This is a genomic window from Adhaeribacter radiodurans, assembly GCF_014075995.1.
GTDB lineage: Bacteria > Bacteroidota > Bacteroidia > Cytophagales > Hymenobacteraceae > Adhaeribacter > Adhaeribacter radiodurans.
In genome coordinates this window covers 4,845,813-4,863,859 of record NZ_CP055153.1, presented here as the reverse complement: position 1 = coordinate 4,863,859, position 18,047 = coordinate 4,845,813, and the positions used below count along the sequence as shown (strand labels likewise).

The window sequence follows — 18,047 nt, the reverse complement described above, 5'->3', positions numbered from 1 at the left end:
ATATTTTATATTTTTTGTACTTTTTACTATTCAAATACTACTTAGCAAAACGTTTCTTATTAGTTAACTATAGTGTAATTAATAATTTACACTTTCCTCCTTAGATGCTGCATATCATTGCAGAGGTAGCAACTACAAACCACTAATTACTCAACCGCATTATTCCATAAGTGCTTTGGAGCATTTATTTCAGTTAGGGAATTTTGCTGAAAAGGAGTATTATCCTACTAATTGACCACGCCAGAAACTCCTTATATTCCTAAGAAGCTTGTATGATCCTATCCGGTATACTTAATCTATTTACTATTTTCCAAACAAAATGATGTTAGCAGAAGTAGAGCCTATTGCCCAATTTAAAATGAACCTCAGGGGTAAACTTATTGAACCGCACGATGCAGATTATGAAACCTGCCGGAAAGTTTACAATGGCATGATTGATAAGCGCCCCACTATGATTGCCCGGTGCCTAGATGAGGCTGATGTTATAGCTGCCGTAAACTTTGCCCGGGAAAACAATTTGTTAGTGGCTATCAGAGGTGGTGGCCATAATGGTGCTGGTTTAGGTATGTGCGATGGGGGCCTGGTGATAGATCTTTCATTAATGAAAGGAACGCACGTGGATGCGGTAGAAAAAACCATTCAAGTGCAAGGCGGTTGCACCTTAGGCGACGTGGATCATGCTACGCATGCCTTTGGCATGGCAATCCCTATGGGTATTCAGTCTACAACCGGTATAGCCGGACTTACCTTAGGCGGGGGAGTAGGTCATCTTTCCCGTAAATGTGGTCTTACCATCGATAATTTGCTGGAAGCAGATGTTGTATTGGCTGATGGTCAATTTGTTAGGGCTAGCGAAGAGGAGAATTCCGATTTGTTCTGGGCAATACGGGGTGGGGGTGGCAACTTTGGGGTAGTTACTTCTTTTTTGTTTCGGACTCATCCCATCAGTATGGTTTATGGTGGACCTATGCTTTGGGAACTAACCGATGCCAAGGAAGTAATGAAGTGGTATCACGAATTTATAAAAGGAGCATCTGATGACATTAATGGATTTTTTGCTTTTTTAACGGTACCTCCCGGTCCTCCCTTCCCCGAACATCTGCATCTGAGAAATATGTGCGCCGTAGTTTGGTGCTATACTGGCAAATTGGAAGATGCAGAAAAAGCATTTGAGCCCATTCGCAATTTTAAAAAACCGGCACTTGACCTGGTTGGTCCATTACCTGTACCTGCCCTGCAAAGCATGTTCGATCCTTTAATGCCAACCGGAATGCAATGGTATTGGAAAGGGGATTATGTAAAAGAATTAACCGACGAAGCCATTGATTTATATATAGAACATGGTTCTAAATTGCCTACCATGCTGTCTACTATGCATCTTTATCCTATAAATGGCGCTGCCGGACGGGTAGATAAAAATGCAATGGCTTGGAATTTCCGCGATGCCAATTATGCCATGGTAATTGCAGGTATTGATCCGGATCCCGCGAACAAAGATGTTATTACCACTTGGGCAAAAGATTACTGGAATGCTGTGCATCCGCATAGTGAAGGAGGTTCTTATATTAATTTTATGATGGAAGAAGGTCAGGATCGGGTGAAAGCAACCTATGGCTCTAATTACGAAAAATTAGTAACTATTAAGAAAAAGTACGACCCCAATAATTTATTTAGAGTAAACCAAAATATAATACCAGTTTAGAACTAATAGTTAGATTAACCCATATGGTGTTTACCACCATATGGGTTAGTCTATTGTTTTTAATATTTTTATGTTTTAGGAGATACGAAAATTCTGTTTGATGCAAAAAGTACTCTAACAGAAAAAATTTACTATTTAATTACATTTTAGAAAATCGGATGGTAAAAACCGTTCGATGGTCGGCAATGGTTTCTAAAGAGAACGGGAAGCCGTGGTTCATGAGAATGTCGCGGATAAGCATTAAGCCGATGCCTTGGCCGTTCTTTTTAGTACTGAAAAACGGCGAAAATAATTGTTGTCTTACTTCCGGCGGAATACCCGGACCATTGTTTTCGATGTGTAAAGTGGGAGGCTGCGCAATAGTTATAATGGTAAGTTTGCCGTCTTGCTCCATGGCCTCGAAGGCATTTTTAATAATATTAATAACAATTTGTTCGAGTTGCTGCTCGTCCGCCTGAATAACGATGGGCTCAGGAGCTAAGTCCCAAATCCAGGCAATGTGGCGTTCTTCGGCCAGAGGGCGCATTAAATAGTAGGCATGCTGGAGCAGCGCATGCAAATCCAGGGTTTGTTTAGTAGGCAAAGGCAGGCGAACCAAACCGGCGAACTTACCCATAAAGTTTGCTAATTGCGTATTGCGGTCAATGCAAATTTGTAAGGCATTTTCGTAATCGGGTTGCAAATCGATTTCCAGTTGCGGCGTGTAATGTTTGAAACTTTGCAAGATGGAGTTAATGGCGCCAATCGAATTATTCACCTCATGCGACATCATCCGGATGATTTTCTCGTAGGCCACTTTCTCCTGCCGCACTAGTTCTTCCGTCAGTTCTTCAATCAGAATGAAATAATGCGGAAAGCCCCGGTCTACGAAATGGGCTTTTTGGGATTTAAACAACCGGATGCCGTTTACGTTAAACAATTTGGATTGCCCTTCGGTTAAGTCGGCCAGATCGGTTCCCCATTGGTTGGATAAAACCCAAAGCGGTTTCCCTTTACAATCGGCCAAATTAACGTTTAACCACCGCGAAGCTGCCGGATTTATATTTTCAATATTCTGGTCGAAATCCAGTAAGATAATTCCGGAAGGTGAAGCCAGCAGCAATTGTTCTAGTAAATAATGCTTTTCGGCTTGCAACGTACGTTCCTGACGCAACTGGTCGATCATGGTATTATAAACTTCTACCAACTGATCTACTTCGCGCTGACCGACCGGCAGAAACTTCACGGTAAAATCTTTGCTCCGGATAGATTCAATGCCGGCCGAGATAATATCCAGGGGCCGGACAAAAGAACGGTAAATGTTTATGGTTACGAAAATGGAAACTATAATCAGCGCCTCGGTAGCTACAAACCAAACTTTATCGGTGGTGAGTAAACGGGCCGCAATAAGGGCCATTACCGCGTGAATGAGAACCGCAAACAAAATAAACCTAGTCCGCAGCGTCATAAGGAATGTCGAATTTTTCGAGACGCCGGTACAAGGCGCCCCGGCTTAAACCCAGCGATTTGGCTACTTTACTAATATTGCCTTTGTGCTGTTCCATAGATTGACGAATTAATACGGCTTCCATTTCTTCCAGGGTCATCATGCCCAAACCCGTCATTACCTGATTTTCCGCTTTTTTTAAATTTCTCGGTTGCTGGCCCTGGAAATCCGCAATATCTAAATAGTCTTTCCCTGAAACTAATACGGTACGTTCTACCAAATTTTTTAATTCGCGGATGTTTCCGGGTAAAGGCTGCTGCGCCAAATAACGCAACGCTGTTTCGGATATTTGCAGGCTGGGCCGATGATACGTTTTTTGTAAATTCTGCAGAAAATGTTTTACTAATAGCGGTATATCCTGAGGCCGTTCGCGCAGAGCAGGCAGTTTAACCGTAATTAAGTTAATCCGATAAAATAAATCTTCCCGGAACTTGCCCTGAGCTACCATTTCAGCCAAGTCGCGGTTGGTGGCGCAAATTACCCGGATATCCAGTTGGCGGGGTTTGCTGTCGCCGAGTACTTCGTAGGTGCGGTCTTGTAAAACCCGTAAAAGTTTTACCTGACTGCTTAAATCCAATTCACCAATTTCATCGAGGAAAATGCTGCCTTTGTTGGCCAGTTCAAACCGCCCCACACGGTCGCCTTTGGCATCGGTAAAAGCACCTTTTTTATGGCCGAACATTTCGCTTTCAAATAAGCTGCTGGAAATACCGCCCAGGTTTACTTTCACAAAATTCTGGTTTTTGCGCAAACTGTTTTGGTGAATAGCTTCAGCAATGAGTTCTTTCCCCGTACCGCTTTCGCCTTCAATTAACACCGAGGCATCCGTAGCGCTAATCTGACCAATTTGCCGGAGAATTTGTATTAATGCCGAATCTTCGCCGATAATGTTGGCGAATTGATATTGTTGGTTTAACTGTTTTCGGTTGAGATTGCTATTATCGGGCTCCGGCGTAGTTTTGTTTAAGTGCAGCGCCGTATGAATAGTTTGCAGCAAGTGTTCGTTGTTCCAGGGTTTGGAAACAAAGTCAAAAGCGCCGGCTTTCATGCCTTCCACAGCCAACGCAATAGAACCCCAACCGGTGATTAAAATAACCGGTATCTGTGGGTTTAATTCCTTAATTTTCACAAGTAATTCCAAACCATCCTGGCCGGAAGTATCCATGGAAAAATTCATATCCAGGATAATCAGGTCGATGGGTTGGGATTGGTGCAGCACGTACAAGGCGCTTTTGGCTCCGGCCGCAGAAACGGTTTGGTACTTGGCTTGCTTTAACAGCAAACCCAGCGAAGTCCGGACGGCAACATCATCATCAATAATCAGAATCATATACATGCAGGCAAATTCCGCCGATTATTTAAAATTACAAAATTTTTAGTGTTAACCTAATGCTGGTTCTTCTACCAAGTTTATAGTACTGTTATAGTAAATAGTCCCTCTTTGAAGGGGGTAGGGGATGATACACGGCAGCAGATTTAATTTTTAAAATTTACTATTTCTTGTTACTACTTGGAGCCTGTTCCAGCCTCCATGCTCAGGTTCCATCTTATTTGACACGGCTAAGTTTTGCCTCGTGGCCGGCGGGCCTCGTTTAGCTAGTGAGGACGGTCTAAGCTTCCTTTCCTCGACTCCGCCTGCGAAATTCTGCTGCGCAGAACCGGAACCTTAAAAGGTCCTCACTAGCTAAACTGGTGTCATTTATTCTTAGCTACTGATCTTTTTCATTCTCCCGAATTGTTATAGTCTGCAAAGCTCCCCTCCTGTTTTAGGAGGGGCTGGGGGTGGTAAACGAATAAGGCAAACGATTTACCCAAACTCTCGACTATGGTCTATGGTCTAACAACTATCAACCAGCAACGAACAACTAAAATTACTCTTCGTGCAGGGCAGTGGCGGGAGCAATTCTGGCAGCTTGGCGGCTGGGGTAAGCGGCGCAGCCAGCGGCCAGGGCATAAATGATTACAACGGCTGCTCCCAAAGCGGTTACGTACACACTTGTTTGTACCTGAAATACCTGCAACAAGGGGAATTGCGCCGCTACTACTACCCCGAACAAGACTCCAAAAGTAGCCAGTACCAACACTTCTCCGATGAACTGCCGGTAAACTTGGCCGGAAGCGGCACCAATGGCCCGACGTAAGCCAATCTCAGAAATGCGGCGATTAATGTTGTACCATAATACGCCAAATAAACCCAATGCCACGTTAATAATTAAGAAACCGCATACCACCGAGAAAACAATCAGCGGAATTAAAGCTACTTTATTATGCGAAGCGCGCATCTCGTTCATGGATTTGATTTCGAGGGTCCAGCCTTTGGCAATCTGGCTGGCTTGTTTGGTTAATTTTTCCTCGAAAGCGCTGGTTACACCTGGTTTTACCCGGATCAGCAAGGTATTAAAAAACACATTCGTAGAATCAGCCTGTTTTTTTAATTTTTTATATTCCAGATAGCCGGGGCTGTCTTCGGAGTAATCTCCTTGCTGTTTATACGCCTCCATAACGCCCACAATCCGAGTTTTAGGGTTCTTATTGTCTCCGCTTAAACCGGCTACAACCTTCCCGATTACCGGCTCATTTTTAAATAAAGCCTGACGGAGGGCTTCATTAATAACAACATTGCTGTAAGAAGAACTTTGGTCCTGATCGTTAAACCAACGGCCTTCGGTTAAACGCATTTGCATTACTTGGGCAAAATCTTCGTCGACCTGGTAGAAAGACGAGAGTACCGAGCGGTTATTGTAAAAAAAGCCCCCGTTCATGTTCTGCATGGTAAAAGGCGTGTTCACGCTAGAAAATGCTACGCCTTCTACTTCGGGGTTAGATTTTAATTGCTGTTTTAACCGGCTTTGGATTTCTTTAATTTCCAAAGGCTTTTCCTGGTTCCAGCGCAGGGTCATCACCCAAACTTTGTCGTATTGAAAGCCCAATGGCTTGTTGTAATTATTTAGGTAGTAAAAAGCCAAACTCAACACTCCAAACAAAACTAAAAAGGAGAAGAAAATTTCGGTTATCATCAGGAAGTTACTTTTCTTCCGGTTCCAGATTAAGGTAAATAAATGGCGGATCATAATTGGCCTCCTTTCAGTGCCTCTACGGCTTGTAATTTTGACATTTTGTAAGCCGGGATTACGCCGGACAGTAAACCAAAAACTAAACTCAATCCAATGCCAACGGCAAATACCCGCCAGTTTAGCGTTAACTGCGCATAAGGAATAATACCGCTGCTACTAATAAGTTGCAGTGCCAAAGCCGACAGTAAAAAGCCCAGTAATCCGCCCAGCAAGGTTAAAAAAATATTTTCTACCAGAAACTGCCCGATTAGCATGCGCGAAGAAGCGCCAAAAGCTTTGCGTACTCCTATTTCCGAGGACCGTTCCAGGATGCGGCTTACGTTAATATTTACCAGGTTAATGGTAGGCATCAGCATGAACAATAAAACAATCAGCGAAACTACCGCCACAAATTTACCCATGCCGGAGTCGTCGCCGTACCGGCTCCCAAACAATTGCCGCACTACCACTCCCTCCAGAATTCCTTCGGCGTAACTGGCAAACCGATCAAAGTTTTGCGGATCGGGTACTTTAATTTGCCTCACAATATGCTGGTACTCCGCTTTGATTTTTGGAATATCGGATGGCTTCTTGGCCAGAATAATCGCCATGTGTTCCCCAAATAAGCTAATATCGCCTTTGTTTATATTGGAGGTGGAGAGTGGCACCCAAACGTTCGCGTAAGAGTTAAAGCGTGAAATAGGCACATCTTCTACTACCCCGCAAACCTGGTACCGAACACCATCCACTACAATAGATTTGCCTACGGCCGGCACATCCGAGCCAAAATACTGGTCGCGGGTATAATCGGTAATGACGGCTAACTTATCGGCATTTTTTAAATTTTGCTGGTTAAAGGCTTTTCCTTCCAGAAAATTAAATTCCAGAATTTCCCAAAAATTAGCATCGGTGTATTTTAAATCCAGGGAAAGGCGCTTGTTGTTTACATAACTGTTTACGCCTTTAAAGGTGCTGCCAATGGCTATTTTTTCCGGCGTTTTCATGGGCATTACGTACCGCTGCAGGTAATAATAACTAGGCACCGAATTCATCATGGAGTTTTTTGTTTCACTCGTCATTTTGTTAAAATTGATGAAGATCGTGCGATCCATGTGGGTTTCGGGAGTGTGCGAGCCGGTCAGGTGATCTACCATGGCGGTGGCCACCATCAGAATCATGAGCGTGAAACTGATCCCGAACAGGCTAATGAAAGTAAAAAACTTCCGGCGAAGCAGTACTTTCCAGGCTATTTTTAAATAATTTTTTAACATAGGTTTAGACGATGGTCCATGGTTGGTAGACCACGGAAATTTTTAAAATTTTAAATTTTGAATGGCTAAGGAGCTTTGCTTGGCCCTAACTAACCTTCTTTAATTTAAGTCCGCCCTGCATGTTTACCAGTAAGTACAATTGGCCATTTTCTTCTACAAATTCAATTTTTGCCGGCGTGCCTTTCAGGTAAAATTTAGTAATGGTTTCAGGGGTGAACTCCGATTTTTCCTGATCGCCGGGAGCTAAGGCAAATAATTTGTCCTGCTCTACCGATATTGTTACCTGAAAATCTTTGTTCAGCTCGTAAACTCCGGCGTATTTTTGAAGAACATCATTGGATATACTTACTTCCTGGTTAGAGTTGGAAGCAATGCTGGTTGGAGTGGCAGTTGTTTGGCCGAAGCTAAAGAAGGGCACAAAGAATAAAAGTATAAAGAGCTTTTTCATGGTTTTTAATTTTGGATTGTGGAATTGTTTAGAAGTTATATTGCGTACTTATTAAATAGATGAATGCCAATTGTAATTATGTTGAAAGAAGGAATTCTGGAACCGTTAGAAAACTTTTTTAACTTTTCAACCTTCCAACCTTCCAACCTGCAACCATTAAAGCACCTGACTCCCGTCGAATAAGCGAATCAGGCGTTCGGTCTTTTTGGCCATGAGTTCGTCGTGGGTAACCATTACAATCGTGGTGCCTTCTTCCTGGTTCAGGCGCAGCAGAATGTCCATAATTTCGTTACCCATTACCGAATCCAGGTTACCAGTGGGTTCATCGGCCAGAATAATTTCCGGTTGTCCAGCCAAAGCCCGCGCAATGGCTACTCGCTGGCGCTGCCCGCCCGAAAGTTGATTGGGATAATGGCTGGTACGGGCGCTTAATCCTACTTTGTGCAGTGCCTCAATAGCGCGTTTCCGGCGCTCCGACCCCGACATGCTGCGGTATAAAAGCGACAGTTCCACATTATCCGTCACGGATAAATCGTTAATTAAATGGTAGCTCTGAAATACAAAACCAATTTTCTGGTTGCGTAAGCGCGCCAAAGCCTGGTCGGAAAAGGAACGAACCGGAGAACCATCGATAGACACGGTACCGCGGGTGGGTTCGTCCAGTAATCCCATAATGTTGAGTAAAGTACTTTTGCCGCACCCCGATGGACCCATAATCGAGGCAAACTCCCCTTTCCGGATGCTGATGTTAATGTTGTGCAAGGCTACGGTTTCAATGGTTTTGGTTTGGTAAACCTTCTCAATATCGGTGAGGGTAATCATGCTGGGAGCTTCAGCTATTAAAGCATCGTCAGTAGCAAGCGGGTCTAATTTAAAGTGGTTCATGGTTCTAGTGTTAGCGGTATATTTTTTTCGAAATCGTATAAGGTAAGGGTTCTTAAGTTGTAAAAGGCGTTCCAGAAATCGCGTAGTGAGGCAATGTAGGCGCGCTTGGCCTGGTCTTTTTCGCCGAGGGCAATATTTAAATCCGTAATGCTGATGCGGCCGATTACGTAAGTGGCTTTGGCAATATCGTAGCGGCTTTGGGCAATCTGGTCGGCTTCGGCGGTTATGGCTACGCGGGTTTTGAGCATTTCAAACTGGTTTACCTGCGTCCGGATGTTTTGCTCAAATTCTAACTGGTCTTGCTCTACCGCGTATTGGGTTAATTTTAAATTTGCCTGGGCCGTTTTGCGTAAGGATTTTTGCTTGCCGCCATCCATAATCGGCAGTTCAAAACCTATCCGTACTTGTTGCTGATTTTCGGGGTTGCTGTAAGAATCCATTAAAGTGGAGGCCTGGTTGGTTAAACCAAAAGTAGCAAACATGGTAGCATTAAAACCATTCGATTGACGGGCTTCGGCCAGGTTGCGTTCGGCTTGCAACAACGCACGTTTAAAAGCCAAACTTTCTTTCCGGTTTTGCCGGGCTTGCTCCAGAGCCTGGTTTTCGGTTACCTGTAAGCGGGGCAATTCTCCTGGTACTGCCAGCAGTATTGGTTTAGTAGCCGGCTCGCCTAAGTAACTGTTTAACGCCAGCGTGGCATTTTTTACGGCTAAATCGGCTTCGGCCTGGGCAATTTGAGAATTTAGTAAACTCAGGCGCAGTTGCAACACATCGTTTTTTGAAATTTTACCTAGTTTAAATTTTTCTTCGGCAATCCGGATAATATCTTCGGTGTTGGTGCGGTTTTTTGTGGCAATATTCTGGTTTACCTGTTGCAGTAATAAATCGAAGTATAATTTGGTAACGTCCTGCGCAATGGCTTCACGGTCTTCTACAAATTTTTTCTGCGATTCGGCGTAGCGCAAGGGTTCGATTTTACGGGCCCAACCTAGTTTATTAAACCGGAACAAAGGCTGCGAAAAACCAATCAAGGCCGGATTGCTGTTATACCGGGTAGCTCCCGCATTAAAATCGTCGAAGCGCTGCAGTTGGGAATTTACAAATATTTGCCCGCCGGTTAAGCCAATGGATTGGGTAACTCCTAAATTAAGCTGAGAATTATTTAAACTAACCTGTTTAAAATCGGTAGTACCATCGGGTTGCGTTACAGGGTTAATGCTGCGGCTGAAATCGGGTAAAGTACCGGCTAAACTTAACGTGGGTTTGTAATCGGCCAGGTACGTGCGCCATTGCCAGTAACTGGTTTCCCGGCTGGTTTCGGCCTGACGAAAGGTAAGCGAGTTATTTTGTGCTTGGGCAATTATTTGTTTCAGGGTAACTACCTGGCTGGAATCCTGCGCTTGGGTACAATTAAAGCCTATTAGCAGCAGGAAAAATAGTATTAGTTTTTTCATAATTCTAGCTAATAAGAGGGTTAATCATTGGTGATGGCAAACTCATCCAGGTGTTGGAATTCCTTGGTATCGGAGATAATAACTTCTTCGCCGGGCTGCACGCCTTGCAGTTCTACCCAATCAAAGTTGCTTAATCCAATTTGCACCGTGCGGGCATTGGCTTTATTTCCTTTAATCACGAATACTTTCTGGTCGCGGGCACCGGTAAAGAAAGGACCATTTTTCACCCGCATGGCCTGGTTTTTAAAAGAAGTGATCACAAATACTTCTACCTTTAAATTAGACCGCAGCTGCGGATGATTTTTCTGGTCTAGCTGCACGAAGAAGGTAACCTGGTTATTTTCTACGGCGGGCCGGATAGTCGCAATCGTACCTTTCAGGTCGGTATCATTCAGGCGCACAGTTACTGGGCCACCGGGTGACAATTGGTCAGCGTAAGAATCGGCGATGGTGGCTTTTACTTTAAAACTACTTAAATCAGCAACCCGCACCAAAGCATCACCCGGATTAACTGTTGTCCCAATTTCTTCATTTACAAAAGTCAGTACGCCACTAATGGGAGATTTTAAATCGGCCAGGTCGAGTTTGCGTTGCATTTCCTGGAGGTTACGTTCCTGGATGCTCATTTCAAAACCTACATCTTTCAATTCGGCGGAATTGGCTTGCTTTTGTTGTCGGATTTGCGCCGAGAGTTGATCGGCTTCTAATTGCGCTACTTTTAAATTCATTTCGGCTTGCCGCACGTTTTCTTCAGTACCGCCGCCAATAGAAAGTAAATACTTCTCATCGCTTAATGCAGCCTGCAACCGTTTTACCTGCATTTGTTTAATATTAAATCTGGATTGCAATTCGCTTACTTCTTTAGTAAGTTTTAATTGCAACTTGCTGGTTTCGTTTTGGTTGAGTTGCTGCTCGTCCTGTAGTTTGCGGTAAGCCAGTTTGGTGTATTCTTTGTCGAGTTGCAGAATGGATTGATTGGCGTTTATTTTTTCGCCGGCGTGGTGCAACACCGCCTCTAGTCGCGCCTGAATGGGACTGGTTACGACGGCTTCATTTTCGGGCACTAATACCCCAGTAGCATTCAATGAGGCTTCTATTGATCCTTGGGTAACAACAGAAGTGCGCAAGCTGGAGCGATTTTCGGAAGTACGAAGGGCAAACCGGAAAGCGAGCAAACCTGTGGCTACCAGCACCAGTATTCCGGCTATTTTGCCATAGTCTTTTAGTTTATTTTTCCGGAGTTTTTCCGGAGCAATTTCTCTGTCCATTTTTAGAAATGTTGATGACTTACTCATTTATTTCCAAAGTACATGCCATGAAATTTTACTTATTGATTATCAATATATTACCTTATTTACACCGTGTAATTATTGTCCACGAATGGACAGTCTGTCCGGGAATGGATAAGTTGTAATTTTCGAAATGAACTGGTAAGGTGAATGCTTTTCTGTGGAGCCTTTTCAAGTATTCAGATGGCGGTGCTATCGTATTTGATATGGCTGAGTTTGCCTCATGGCCGGCGGACCTCATTTGGCTGTTTCGGCGGGCGGTCTAAGCTTCCTTTCCTCGACTGCGTCTGCGGAATTTTGCTGCGCAAAATCAGAACCAAAGATTCGCAGAATCCAGAAGACCCTCAATAGTCAAACTGGTATCTTGGCGCTTAGCTACTGTTTTATGATGCAGTAAAATTTAAAATAATTTAAAGTTATAGGTACTCTTTTCTGTTTCTATTCTGGCGCAAGTCTTAGCGGAGTGGAACTTGTGACTTATTGACAAAGCCAATCTATGGCATCTATGGCGCGGAAGTTACTTCCGTGCCTCTCTTTTTTAGAGATTAATTGCCTATAAATTAAAAGTAGATTCGTGCGAAAATCCTTAACTTAATGACATTGGTCTCCCGACTGGCGGAATAGAATTACTAAATACTTGCTAGTGTGCGGTATAGTTTGAAAACGTTAGTCAGGAAACTGACCTTTGTTCGTAAACTCAAGTGACGATACGCTTAACACTTACGCTAGTTTTCTGGAAGGTAAAAGCAAAAAGCCCAGCTTGAGGCTAGGCTTTTATAGCGGTATTTATAATTTTTTAAATTTTTGTATCTAAGTCGAAGTTTTCTAAATAATCTGAAACCCGTTTTACAAACATGCCGCCCAAGGAGCCATCTACGACGCGGTGGTCGTAGGAGTGCGATAAAAACATAAAGTGCCGGATGCCGATTAAGTCGCCTTGGGGAGTTTCGATAACGGCCGGTTTCTTCTTGATCGCGCCTACAGCCATAATCGCGACTTGCGGCTGCATGATGATAGGGGTACCTAACACGTTGCCAAAAGAACCAACGTTGGTCAAGGTATACGTACCATCCGATAAATCATCGGGAGTTAACTTATTATTCCGAGCGCGGTTTGCTAAATCATTTACTTTTTTGGTAATGCCGTTCAGGTTCATTTGATCGGCGTTTTTAATAACCGGAACAATTAAATTTCCGCTGGGTAAGGCTACAGCCATGCCAATATTAATGTCCTTCCGTCGGATAATGCGGTCACCATCCACGGAAATGTTAATCATTGGAAAGTCTTTGATGGCTTTGGCTACCGCTTCTATAAAGATTGGCGTGAAAGTCAGGTTTTCGCCTTCGCGCTTCTGGTAGGCATCTTTCATCTTGTTGCGCCACATTACAATATTGGTCACGTCGGCTTCCACGAAAGAAGTTACGTGCGGGGCAATACGTTTGCTATCTACCATGCGTTGCGCAATCATTTTGCGCATGCGGTCCATTTCTATAATCTCTACATCGCCACTCACCGATACGGCCGGTTGAGCTCCAACAGTTGGTTCCGGCACAGATGCAGCAACTGGTTGTGGAACTTCTGTAGCAGAAGCTGATGCAGGAACTTCAGCGGCAGAAGCGTTGATTTCTGGTGCTTCTTGCCGGTGTTCCAGGTACTCCAGCATGTCTTTTTTGGTTACCCTGCCTTCATTACCTGTCCCAGGTATTTTTTCCAGTTCGGCCATGCTTATTCCTTCCTGGCGGGCAATATTCAGTACCAGCGGTGAGTAAAACCGGCCTTCAAAGGTGGGCTTTGTTTTAGTTTCAGCGATGGTAAGGCCACTCTCCGCGGCAACAGGTACGGATGGAGTAGGAGTAGAGGATACTTCTTCCGTGATAGTAGGAGCAGCACTTGCCTTATTTTCGTTGGATGTTTCGGTAGATTCTGGTGAGGAGGTAACACCTGCCGAATTGACATTTGTTTCAATTAAAGCAATGGCCTGACCCACCGGAATGACATCGCCTTCATTGGCCAAAATCTTTGTTAAAATTCCACCTTGAATGGCTGGTACTTCGGTATCTACTTTATCGGTGGCTACTTCGAGTACAGATTCATCTTCTTCGATGCGGTCACCTACGTTTTTTAACCAACGTAGTACCGTTCCTTCCATGATACTTTCGCCCATTTTGGGCATTACCATTTCTACCAGTGCCATATTTTTCTTTCCGGATTTTTGGCCATAAAGTATAGCCTTATTACCAGCTTTTTAAGTTTAAAATGCTTTTAAGGAACTATAAACTTTTTGGTAACCACTTGCTTAACAAGTTAAGGTTAGCCAAAAACGTCTGTTCAACCCGTCAAATTTAGGAAAAATTACCCGATCCGAAAGGCTTCAGGTAAACTTTGCCGTACCAGGTTCAGCGCCATCATGGTAGTGTATTCGATATTTAGCTCGCGGGTACGGTTAAAATTAAGTTTTTTGGTTACAGTTTGGTGAGCATCAGCATAAGCAATCCAGATGGTACCAACTGGTTTTTCGGTAGTGCCGCCAGTTGGTCCGGCAATGCCGCTGGTAGCAATACCAATATCCGTTTTCAGTAACAAGCGAACATTCTGCGCCATTTCGCTTACGGTTTCTTCACTTACGGCGCCAAAGGTTTCCAAAGTAGTTTCCGAAACACCTAACTGTTCCACTTTTACAGCATTGTCGTAGGAAATAATGCCACCTTTATAATAAGCCGATGAACCAGGTATAGTAGTTAACTTATGGGCTATGTTACCGCCAGTGCAGCTTTCGGCGGTAGAAATAGTGAGGTAGTGCTTTTTAAGTAAATTACCAATGGCTTGCGGTAAACTAACCTCACCATAGGCAAAAATATATTCCGGAATAATGTTACTCAGTTTATCTACTTCGGCCTGCATTTGCGCCTCTAAATCGCCGATGCCGGTATCCAGGCCAGTTAAGCGCAGTCGCACACTGCCCAAGTTAGGTAAATAAGCTAGTTTTATATTTTTAGGCAGGTTGTCTTCCCAATCCGCAATTTTTTCAGCCAGAAAAGATTCTCCAATACCAATGGTCATAATTACTTTATGGTTAATCTTCGGCAACCGGAAATATTGCTGCAAGCGCGGTAATACAATATCCGTCATCATGCGCTTCATTTCGAATGGTACGCCCGGCATCGAAACCATAATTTTGTTATCTACCTCGAACCACATGCCCGGGGCAGTGCCTAAAACATTGCGAACGGGTTCACAATTTTCGGGTAAAAAGGCTTGCTGCCGGTTAAGTTCTGTTACTTCCCGCCCGTGCCGACGGAAAATTTCGGTAACATCCAACAGCGATTGTTCGTCTAGTTTTAAACCTACCCCAAAGTATTGGGCTAAAGTAGATTTAGTTAAATCGTCTTTAGTAGGGCCAAGGCCACCGGTAATTAAAATAATATTGGCCCGGGAACGCGCATCATCAAACGATTTTTTTATATGTGTGGCATCGTCCGAAACAGAGGTAATTTGCTTTACCTTAATTCCGATTTTACCGAGTTCGGTGCCGATAAAAGCTGAATTAGTATCTACTATTTGTCCGTATAAAATTTCGTCGCCGATGGTAATTATTTCGGCCAATACAATGTTAGGGTTTTGGTTCGATTTATGCATTTAACGGGTAAATTGAGCTTTAAAGTTAACGCAAATTATTATGTTCCGCATGAAAACCACCTCCGTATACTTTTTGTTATTTATCTCCATAATTTCTTTTAGTTGCTCCGGCCAATTAGGTAAGTTACCCAGTGTTGGTACCATTAACGATGCTTTAAATAAAAGTAAACCACTTACCTCTGATGAAGTAGCCGGCGGCCTGAAAGAAGCTTTAACCCAGGGTATTGCCAAAGGTGCTACCCAGGCTTCGCAACAAGACGGGTATTTCGGTAATCAGTTAATACGCATTCCGTTTCCGGAAGATGTTAAACGCGTGGAATCTACTTTACGCAGTGTAGGTTTAGGTAGCCAGGTAGATAAATTTGTATTGTCGTTGAACCGGGCTGCTGAAGATGCAGCCCAAACGGCCAAGCCTATCTTTATTGGTGCCATCCGGAAACTGACTTTTAAAGATGTCTGGAATATTTTAACCGGCGAAAAAGATGCGGCTACTCAGTTTTTAAAACGTACTACTTCCGACGAATTATACCGGGCGTTTGCGCCACACATTCAGCAATCGCTGGATAAAACCTACGCTACCAAGTATTACACGGATGTAATGTCAGCCTATAATGCTATTCCGCTGGTGCAAAAAGTAAATCCTAACCTGAACGATTACGCCACAAAAAAAGCAATTGATGGTTTATTTATTTTAGTAGCCCAGGAAGAAGCTAATATTCGCGAGAACCCGGTTGCCCGTACCACTGATTTACTAAAACGCGTGTTCTCGAAACAATCTAAATCGTAATTTCATGTATTAGGTTGTAAGTTAAACGTTTTATGTTGCTAGAGTCCTCCTGTAATCCAGGAGGACTTTTGTTTTTAAGCAGGTTTTCGTCTTTTAGTTAAAACAATCCTGTACTCTGGCCTGAGGATTAGGAATAAATTAGAGGTGTGCCATTTACTACTAAATTTATTACATCTAAATACAACCAATTGCCTCCTGCACAGGTAAAATTAATTTAGATTTAGTCAAACCGGTTCAATTATGGCAGAAAGTAAACTACCGTATTATCCGCTCGAAAATAATCAAAGCTTGGATGTGCTGCTCGAAGTTATTGGCGATGCCCGTTTTGTTCTATTAGGTGAGGCGTCGCACGGTACTTCCGAATATTATACTTGGCGCACCACCATCTCACGGCGGCTAATTACCGAAAAGAATTTTAATTTTATTGCCGTAGAAGGCGATTGGCCAGATTGTTATTTGGTAAACCGGTTTATAAAAGGCTACCCGGACGCTGGTACTACGGTGCGCGATGTTTTAAAGAATTTTACCCGCTGGCCTACCTGGATGTGGGGTAACTGGGAGGTTGCCGCCTTGGTAGAATGGCTGCGTGAACATAACCAAAATCAACCAATAGATAAAAAAGCTGGTTTTTACGGCTTAGATGTATATAGCCTCTGGAATTCGCTGGAGCAAATTGTGCAATACCTGGAACAAAACGATGGCACTACCGTGGAAGCTGCTAAAAAAGCTTTCCGGTGTTTTGAACCTTTCGGCGATGATCCCCAGGCTTACGCCGAAGCTGTGGCTTTTGTGGATAAAGGTTGTGAGAAGGAGGTACTGGAGATGCTGCAAAAAATAAGTGCCAATGCCCCTCAATTTTCTAATGACCGGGAAGCTAATTTTGGAGCCGAGCAAAACGCCTTGGTAGCCGTTAACGCCGAAAAATATTACCGCGCCATGATTAGAGGGGGAGGTTGCTCCTGGAACGTACGTGACCGGCATATGATGGAAACCCTAAACCGCCTTATGACCTTGCATGGCCCCGAAGCTAAAGCCATTGTTTGGGAACATAATACGCATATTGGCGATGCCCGTGCCACCGATATGGCTCGCAGCGGCATGGTAAATATTGGGCAGTTGGTGCGGGAAGAACACGGTCGGGAGAATGCCTTTTTGGTAGGATTTGGCTCTTATTGGGGTACCGTAATGGCTGGCCGAAAATGGGGCGCTCCCATGCAGAAAATGGAAGTGCCAAGAGCAAAGCCTGAAAGTTGGGAAGCCCGCTTACACGAGGCCGGTTCCGGCGATAAATTACTGCTAACCCAGGAACTACGGGAACTGGAAGATTTACAAAAGCCCATTGGTCATCGGGCAATTGGGGTAGTATATAATCCAGATTTTGAAGCATTTATTAATTATGTTCCCTCCCGGATACCGGAACGTTACGATGCATTTTTGTTTATTGATGAAACCGAATCCGTGCATCCGTTGCATAACTACCGCGATTCGCACCAACCTCCTGAATTATACCCTTGGGGAACGTAAGCTAAGGGCAGGTTAAAAGATGCTATAAGTATGAGAATATAGTACTTACACCCATTCAGACGGTTTACCGTAAATTAAATTTGTAAAGTAGTTAAAGGAATCCAAATGGCTATTCCCTAATAGCCATTTGGATTCCTTTATTTAATCTTACTATTATCTTTCTTATTATTCTAAAAACGCACTTCTCCAAAACACCTTAATAATTTACATTAATTGTTATTTGAGATTTGGTAATTTATTTCTAAATTTCTAATGCCTTCTCAACTTAATAAAGGCCGCTCGGTATTCAATTATTTACAATTTATTTTTAATTAGCCAGGTTATTTCAGATAATTCACTAATTAAAAATTTATATTAATAATACCCTTATTGCTCTATTTAGTACCTTAAGTGTTACATTAATTTCGGAGTAGGGTATCTTACATTTTTAGTTAATTGTATCATCCGGAATATAGGTAAATACAAGGTTTCGGCTATTTATATCAATATTTCTATTGAAAGTGTTCAATAGA

General features: G+C 43.4%; 14 protein-coding genes. 4 read left to right on the top strand and 10 right to left on the bottom strand.

Annotated features, from left to right (window positions below; translation table 11 throughout):
* Positions 1-319 precede the first annotated feature (319 nt).
* A complete protein-coding gene (locus HUW48_RS19340) occupies positions 320-1,702 on the top strand; it encodes an FAD-binding oxidoreductase (RefSeq protein ID WP_220463954.1) in 1,383 nt (460 codons plus the stop codon).
* Between the two features lie 139 nt (positions 1,703-1,841).
* Here the strand turns inward: HUW48_RS19340 and HUW48_RS19335 are convergent, their stop codons facing one another.
* The 8 genes from HUW48_RS19335 to HUW48_RS19300 form a co-directional block, all read right to left on the bottom strand.
* A complete protein-coding gene (locus HUW48_RS19335) occupies positions 1,842-3,149 on the bottom strand; it encodes a sensor histidine kinase (protein WP_182412502.1) in 1,308 nt (435 codons plus the stop codon).
* Positions 3,133-4,518 (bottom strand): sigma-54-dependent transcriptional regulator, encoded by a 1,386-nt coding sequence (locus HUW48_RS19330; RefSeq protein WP_182412501.1) that lies wholly within the window; start codon positions 4,516-4,518, stop codon positions 3,133-3,135. The genes HUW48_RS19335 and HUW48_RS19330 overlap by 17 nt, the downstream gene beginning before the upstream one ends.
* Positions 4,519-5,059: 541 nt before the next feature.
* Positions 5,060-6,259, bottom strand: a complete 1,200-nt coding sequence (locus HUW48_RS19325) for an ABC transporter permease (protein ID WP_182412500.1) — start codon at positions 6,257-6,259, stop codon at positions 5,060-5,062.
* Positions 6,256-7,512, bottom strand: a complete 1,257-nt coding sequence (locus HUW48_RS19320) for an ABC transporter permease (protein WP_182412499.1) — start codon at positions 7,510-7,512, stop codon at positions 6,256-6,258. The genes HUW48_RS19325 and HUW48_RS19320 overlap by 4 nt, the downstream gene beginning before the upstream one ends.
* A gap of 85 nt (positions 7,513-7,597) precedes the next feature.
* Positions 7,598-7,960: a DUF3471 domain-containing protein gene (locus HUW48_RS19315; protein WP_182412498.1), complete on the bottom strand. Its 363-nt coding sequence runs from the start codon at positions 7,958-7,960 to the stop codon at positions 7,598-7,600.
* A 156-nt stretch (positions 7,961-8,116) separates the two neighbouring features.
* Positions 8,117-8,782: an ABC transporter ATP-binding protein gene (locus HUW48_RS19310; RefSeq protein WP_182416449.1), complete on the bottom strand. Its 666-nt coding sequence runs from the start codon at positions 8,780-8,782 to the stop codon at positions 8,117-8,119.
* Positions 8,783-8,841: 59 nt separating this feature from the next.
* Positions 8,842-10,299 (bottom strand): TolC family protein, encoded by a 1,458-nt coding sequence (locus HUW48_RS19305; RefSeq protein ID WP_182412497.1) that lies wholly within the window; start codon positions 10,297-10,299, stop codon positions 8,842-8,844.
* 20 nt (positions 10,300-10,319) lie between these two features.
* Positions 10,320-11,567, bottom strand: a complete 1,248-nt coding sequence (locus HUW48_RS19300) for an efflux RND transporter periplasmic adaptor subunit (protein ID WP_182412496.1) — start codon at positions 11,565-11,567, stop codon at positions 10,320-10,322.
* A 244-nt stretch (positions 11,568-11,811) separates the two neighbouring features.
* On the opposite strand from HUW48_RS19300, the gene HUW48_RS19295 reads away from it, so the two are divergent.
* Positions 11,812-11,985 (top strand): hypothetical protein, encoded by a 174-nt coding sequence (locus HUW48_RS19295; protein ID WP_182412495.1) that lies wholly within the window; start codon positions 11,812-11,814, stop codon positions 11,983-11,985.
* A gap of 399 nt (positions 11,986-12,384) precedes the next feature.
* Here the strand turns inward: HUW48_RS19295 and HUW48_RS19290 are convergent, their stop codons facing one another.
* Both HUW48_RS19290 and HUW48_RS19285 read right to left on the bottom strand, forming a co-directional pair.
* Positions 12,385-13,782, bottom strand: coding sequence for a dihydrolipoamide acetyltransferase family protein (locus tag HUW48_RS19290; RefSeq protein ID WP_182412494.1), 1,398 nt, complete (start codon positions 13,780-13,782; stop codon positions 12,385-12,387).
* A 158-nt stretch (positions 13,783-13,940) separates the two neighbouring features.
* Complete coding sequence (locus HUW48_RS19285; RefSeq protein ID WP_182412493.1) at positions 13,941-15,224, bottom strand: competence/damage-inducible protein A; 1,284 nt, start codon at positions 15,222-15,224, stop codon at positions 13,941-13,943.
* A 49-nt stretch (positions 15,225-15,273) separates the two neighbouring features.
* Here HUW48_RS19285 and HUW48_RS19280 point away from each other — a divergent pair, with 49 nt between their 5' ends.
* Both HUW48_RS19280 and HUW48_RS19275 read left to right on the top strand, forming a co-directional pair.
* The gene (locus HUW48_RS19280) at positions 15,274-16,011 is read left to right on the top strand and encodes a DUF4197 domain-containing protein (protein WP_182412492.1); all 738 of its coding nucleotides are present in this window, start codon (positions 15,274-15,276) and stop codon (positions 16,009-16,011) included.
* Between the two features lie 240 nt (positions 16,012-16,251).
* Positions 16,252-17,535: an erythromycin esterase family protein gene (locus tag HUW48_RS19275; protein ID WP_182412491.1), complete on the top strand. Its 1,284-nt coding sequence runs from the start codon at positions 16,252-16,254 to the stop codon at positions 17,533-17,535.
* Positions 17,536-18,047 lie beyond the last annotated feature (512 nt).

Coding starts and splice junctions, on each gene's coding strand:
- HUW48_RS19295 (WP_182412495.1), top strand. CDS start 11,812: ATGGCCGGCGGACCTCATTTGGCTGTTTCGGCGGGCGGTCTAAGCTTC.
- HUW48_RS19290 (WP_182412494.1), bottom strand. CDS start 13,782: ATGGCACTGGTAGAAATGGTAATGCCCAAAATGGGCGAAAGTATCATG.
- HUW48_RS19315 (WP_182412498.1), bottom strand. CDS start 7,960: ATGAAAAAGCTCTTTATACTTTTATTCTTTGTGCCCTTCTTTAGCTTC.
- HUW48_RS19320 (WP_182412499.1), bottom strand. CDS start 7,512: ATGTTAAAAAATTATTTAAAAATAGCCTGGAAAGTACTGCTTCGCCGG.
- HUW48_RS19340 (WP_220463954.1), top strand. CDS start 320: ATGATGTTAGCAGAAGTAGAGCCTATTGCCCAATTTAAAATGAACCTC.
- HUW48_RS19325 (WP_182412500.1), bottom strand. CDS start 6,259: ATGATCCGCCATTTATTTACCTTAATCTGGAACCGGAAGAAAAGTAAC.
- HUW48_RS19335 (WP_182412502.1), bottom strand. CDS start 3,149: ATGACGCTGCGGACTAGGTTTATTTTGTTTGCGGTTCTCATTCACGCG.
- HUW48_RS19330 (WP_182412501.1), bottom strand. CDS start 4,518: ATGATTCTGATTATTGATGATGATGTTGCCGTCCGGACTTCGCTGGGT.
- HUW48_RS19310 (WP_182416449.1), bottom strand. CDS start 8,782: ATGATTACCCTCACCGATATTGAGAAGGTTTACCAAACCAAAACCATT.
- HUW48_RS19300 (WP_182412496.1), bottom strand. CDS start 11,567: ATGGACAGAGAAATTGCTCCGGAAAAACTCCGGAAAAATAAACTAAAA.
- HUW48_RS19305 (WP_182412497.1), bottom strand. CDS start 10,299: ATGAAAAAACTAATACTATTTTTCCTGCTGCTAATAGGCTTTAATTGT.
- HUW48_RS19285 (WP_182412493.1), bottom strand. CDS start 15,224: ATGCATAAATCGAACCAAAACCCTAACATTGTATTGGCCGAAATAATT.
- HUW48_RS19275 (WP_182412491.1), top strand. CDS start 16,252: ATGGCAGAAAGTAAACTACCGTATTATCCGCTCGAAAATAATCAAAGC.
- HUW48_RS19280 (WP_182412492.1), top strand. CDS start 15,274: ATGAAAACCACCTCCGTATACTTTTTGTTATTTATCTCCATAATTTCT.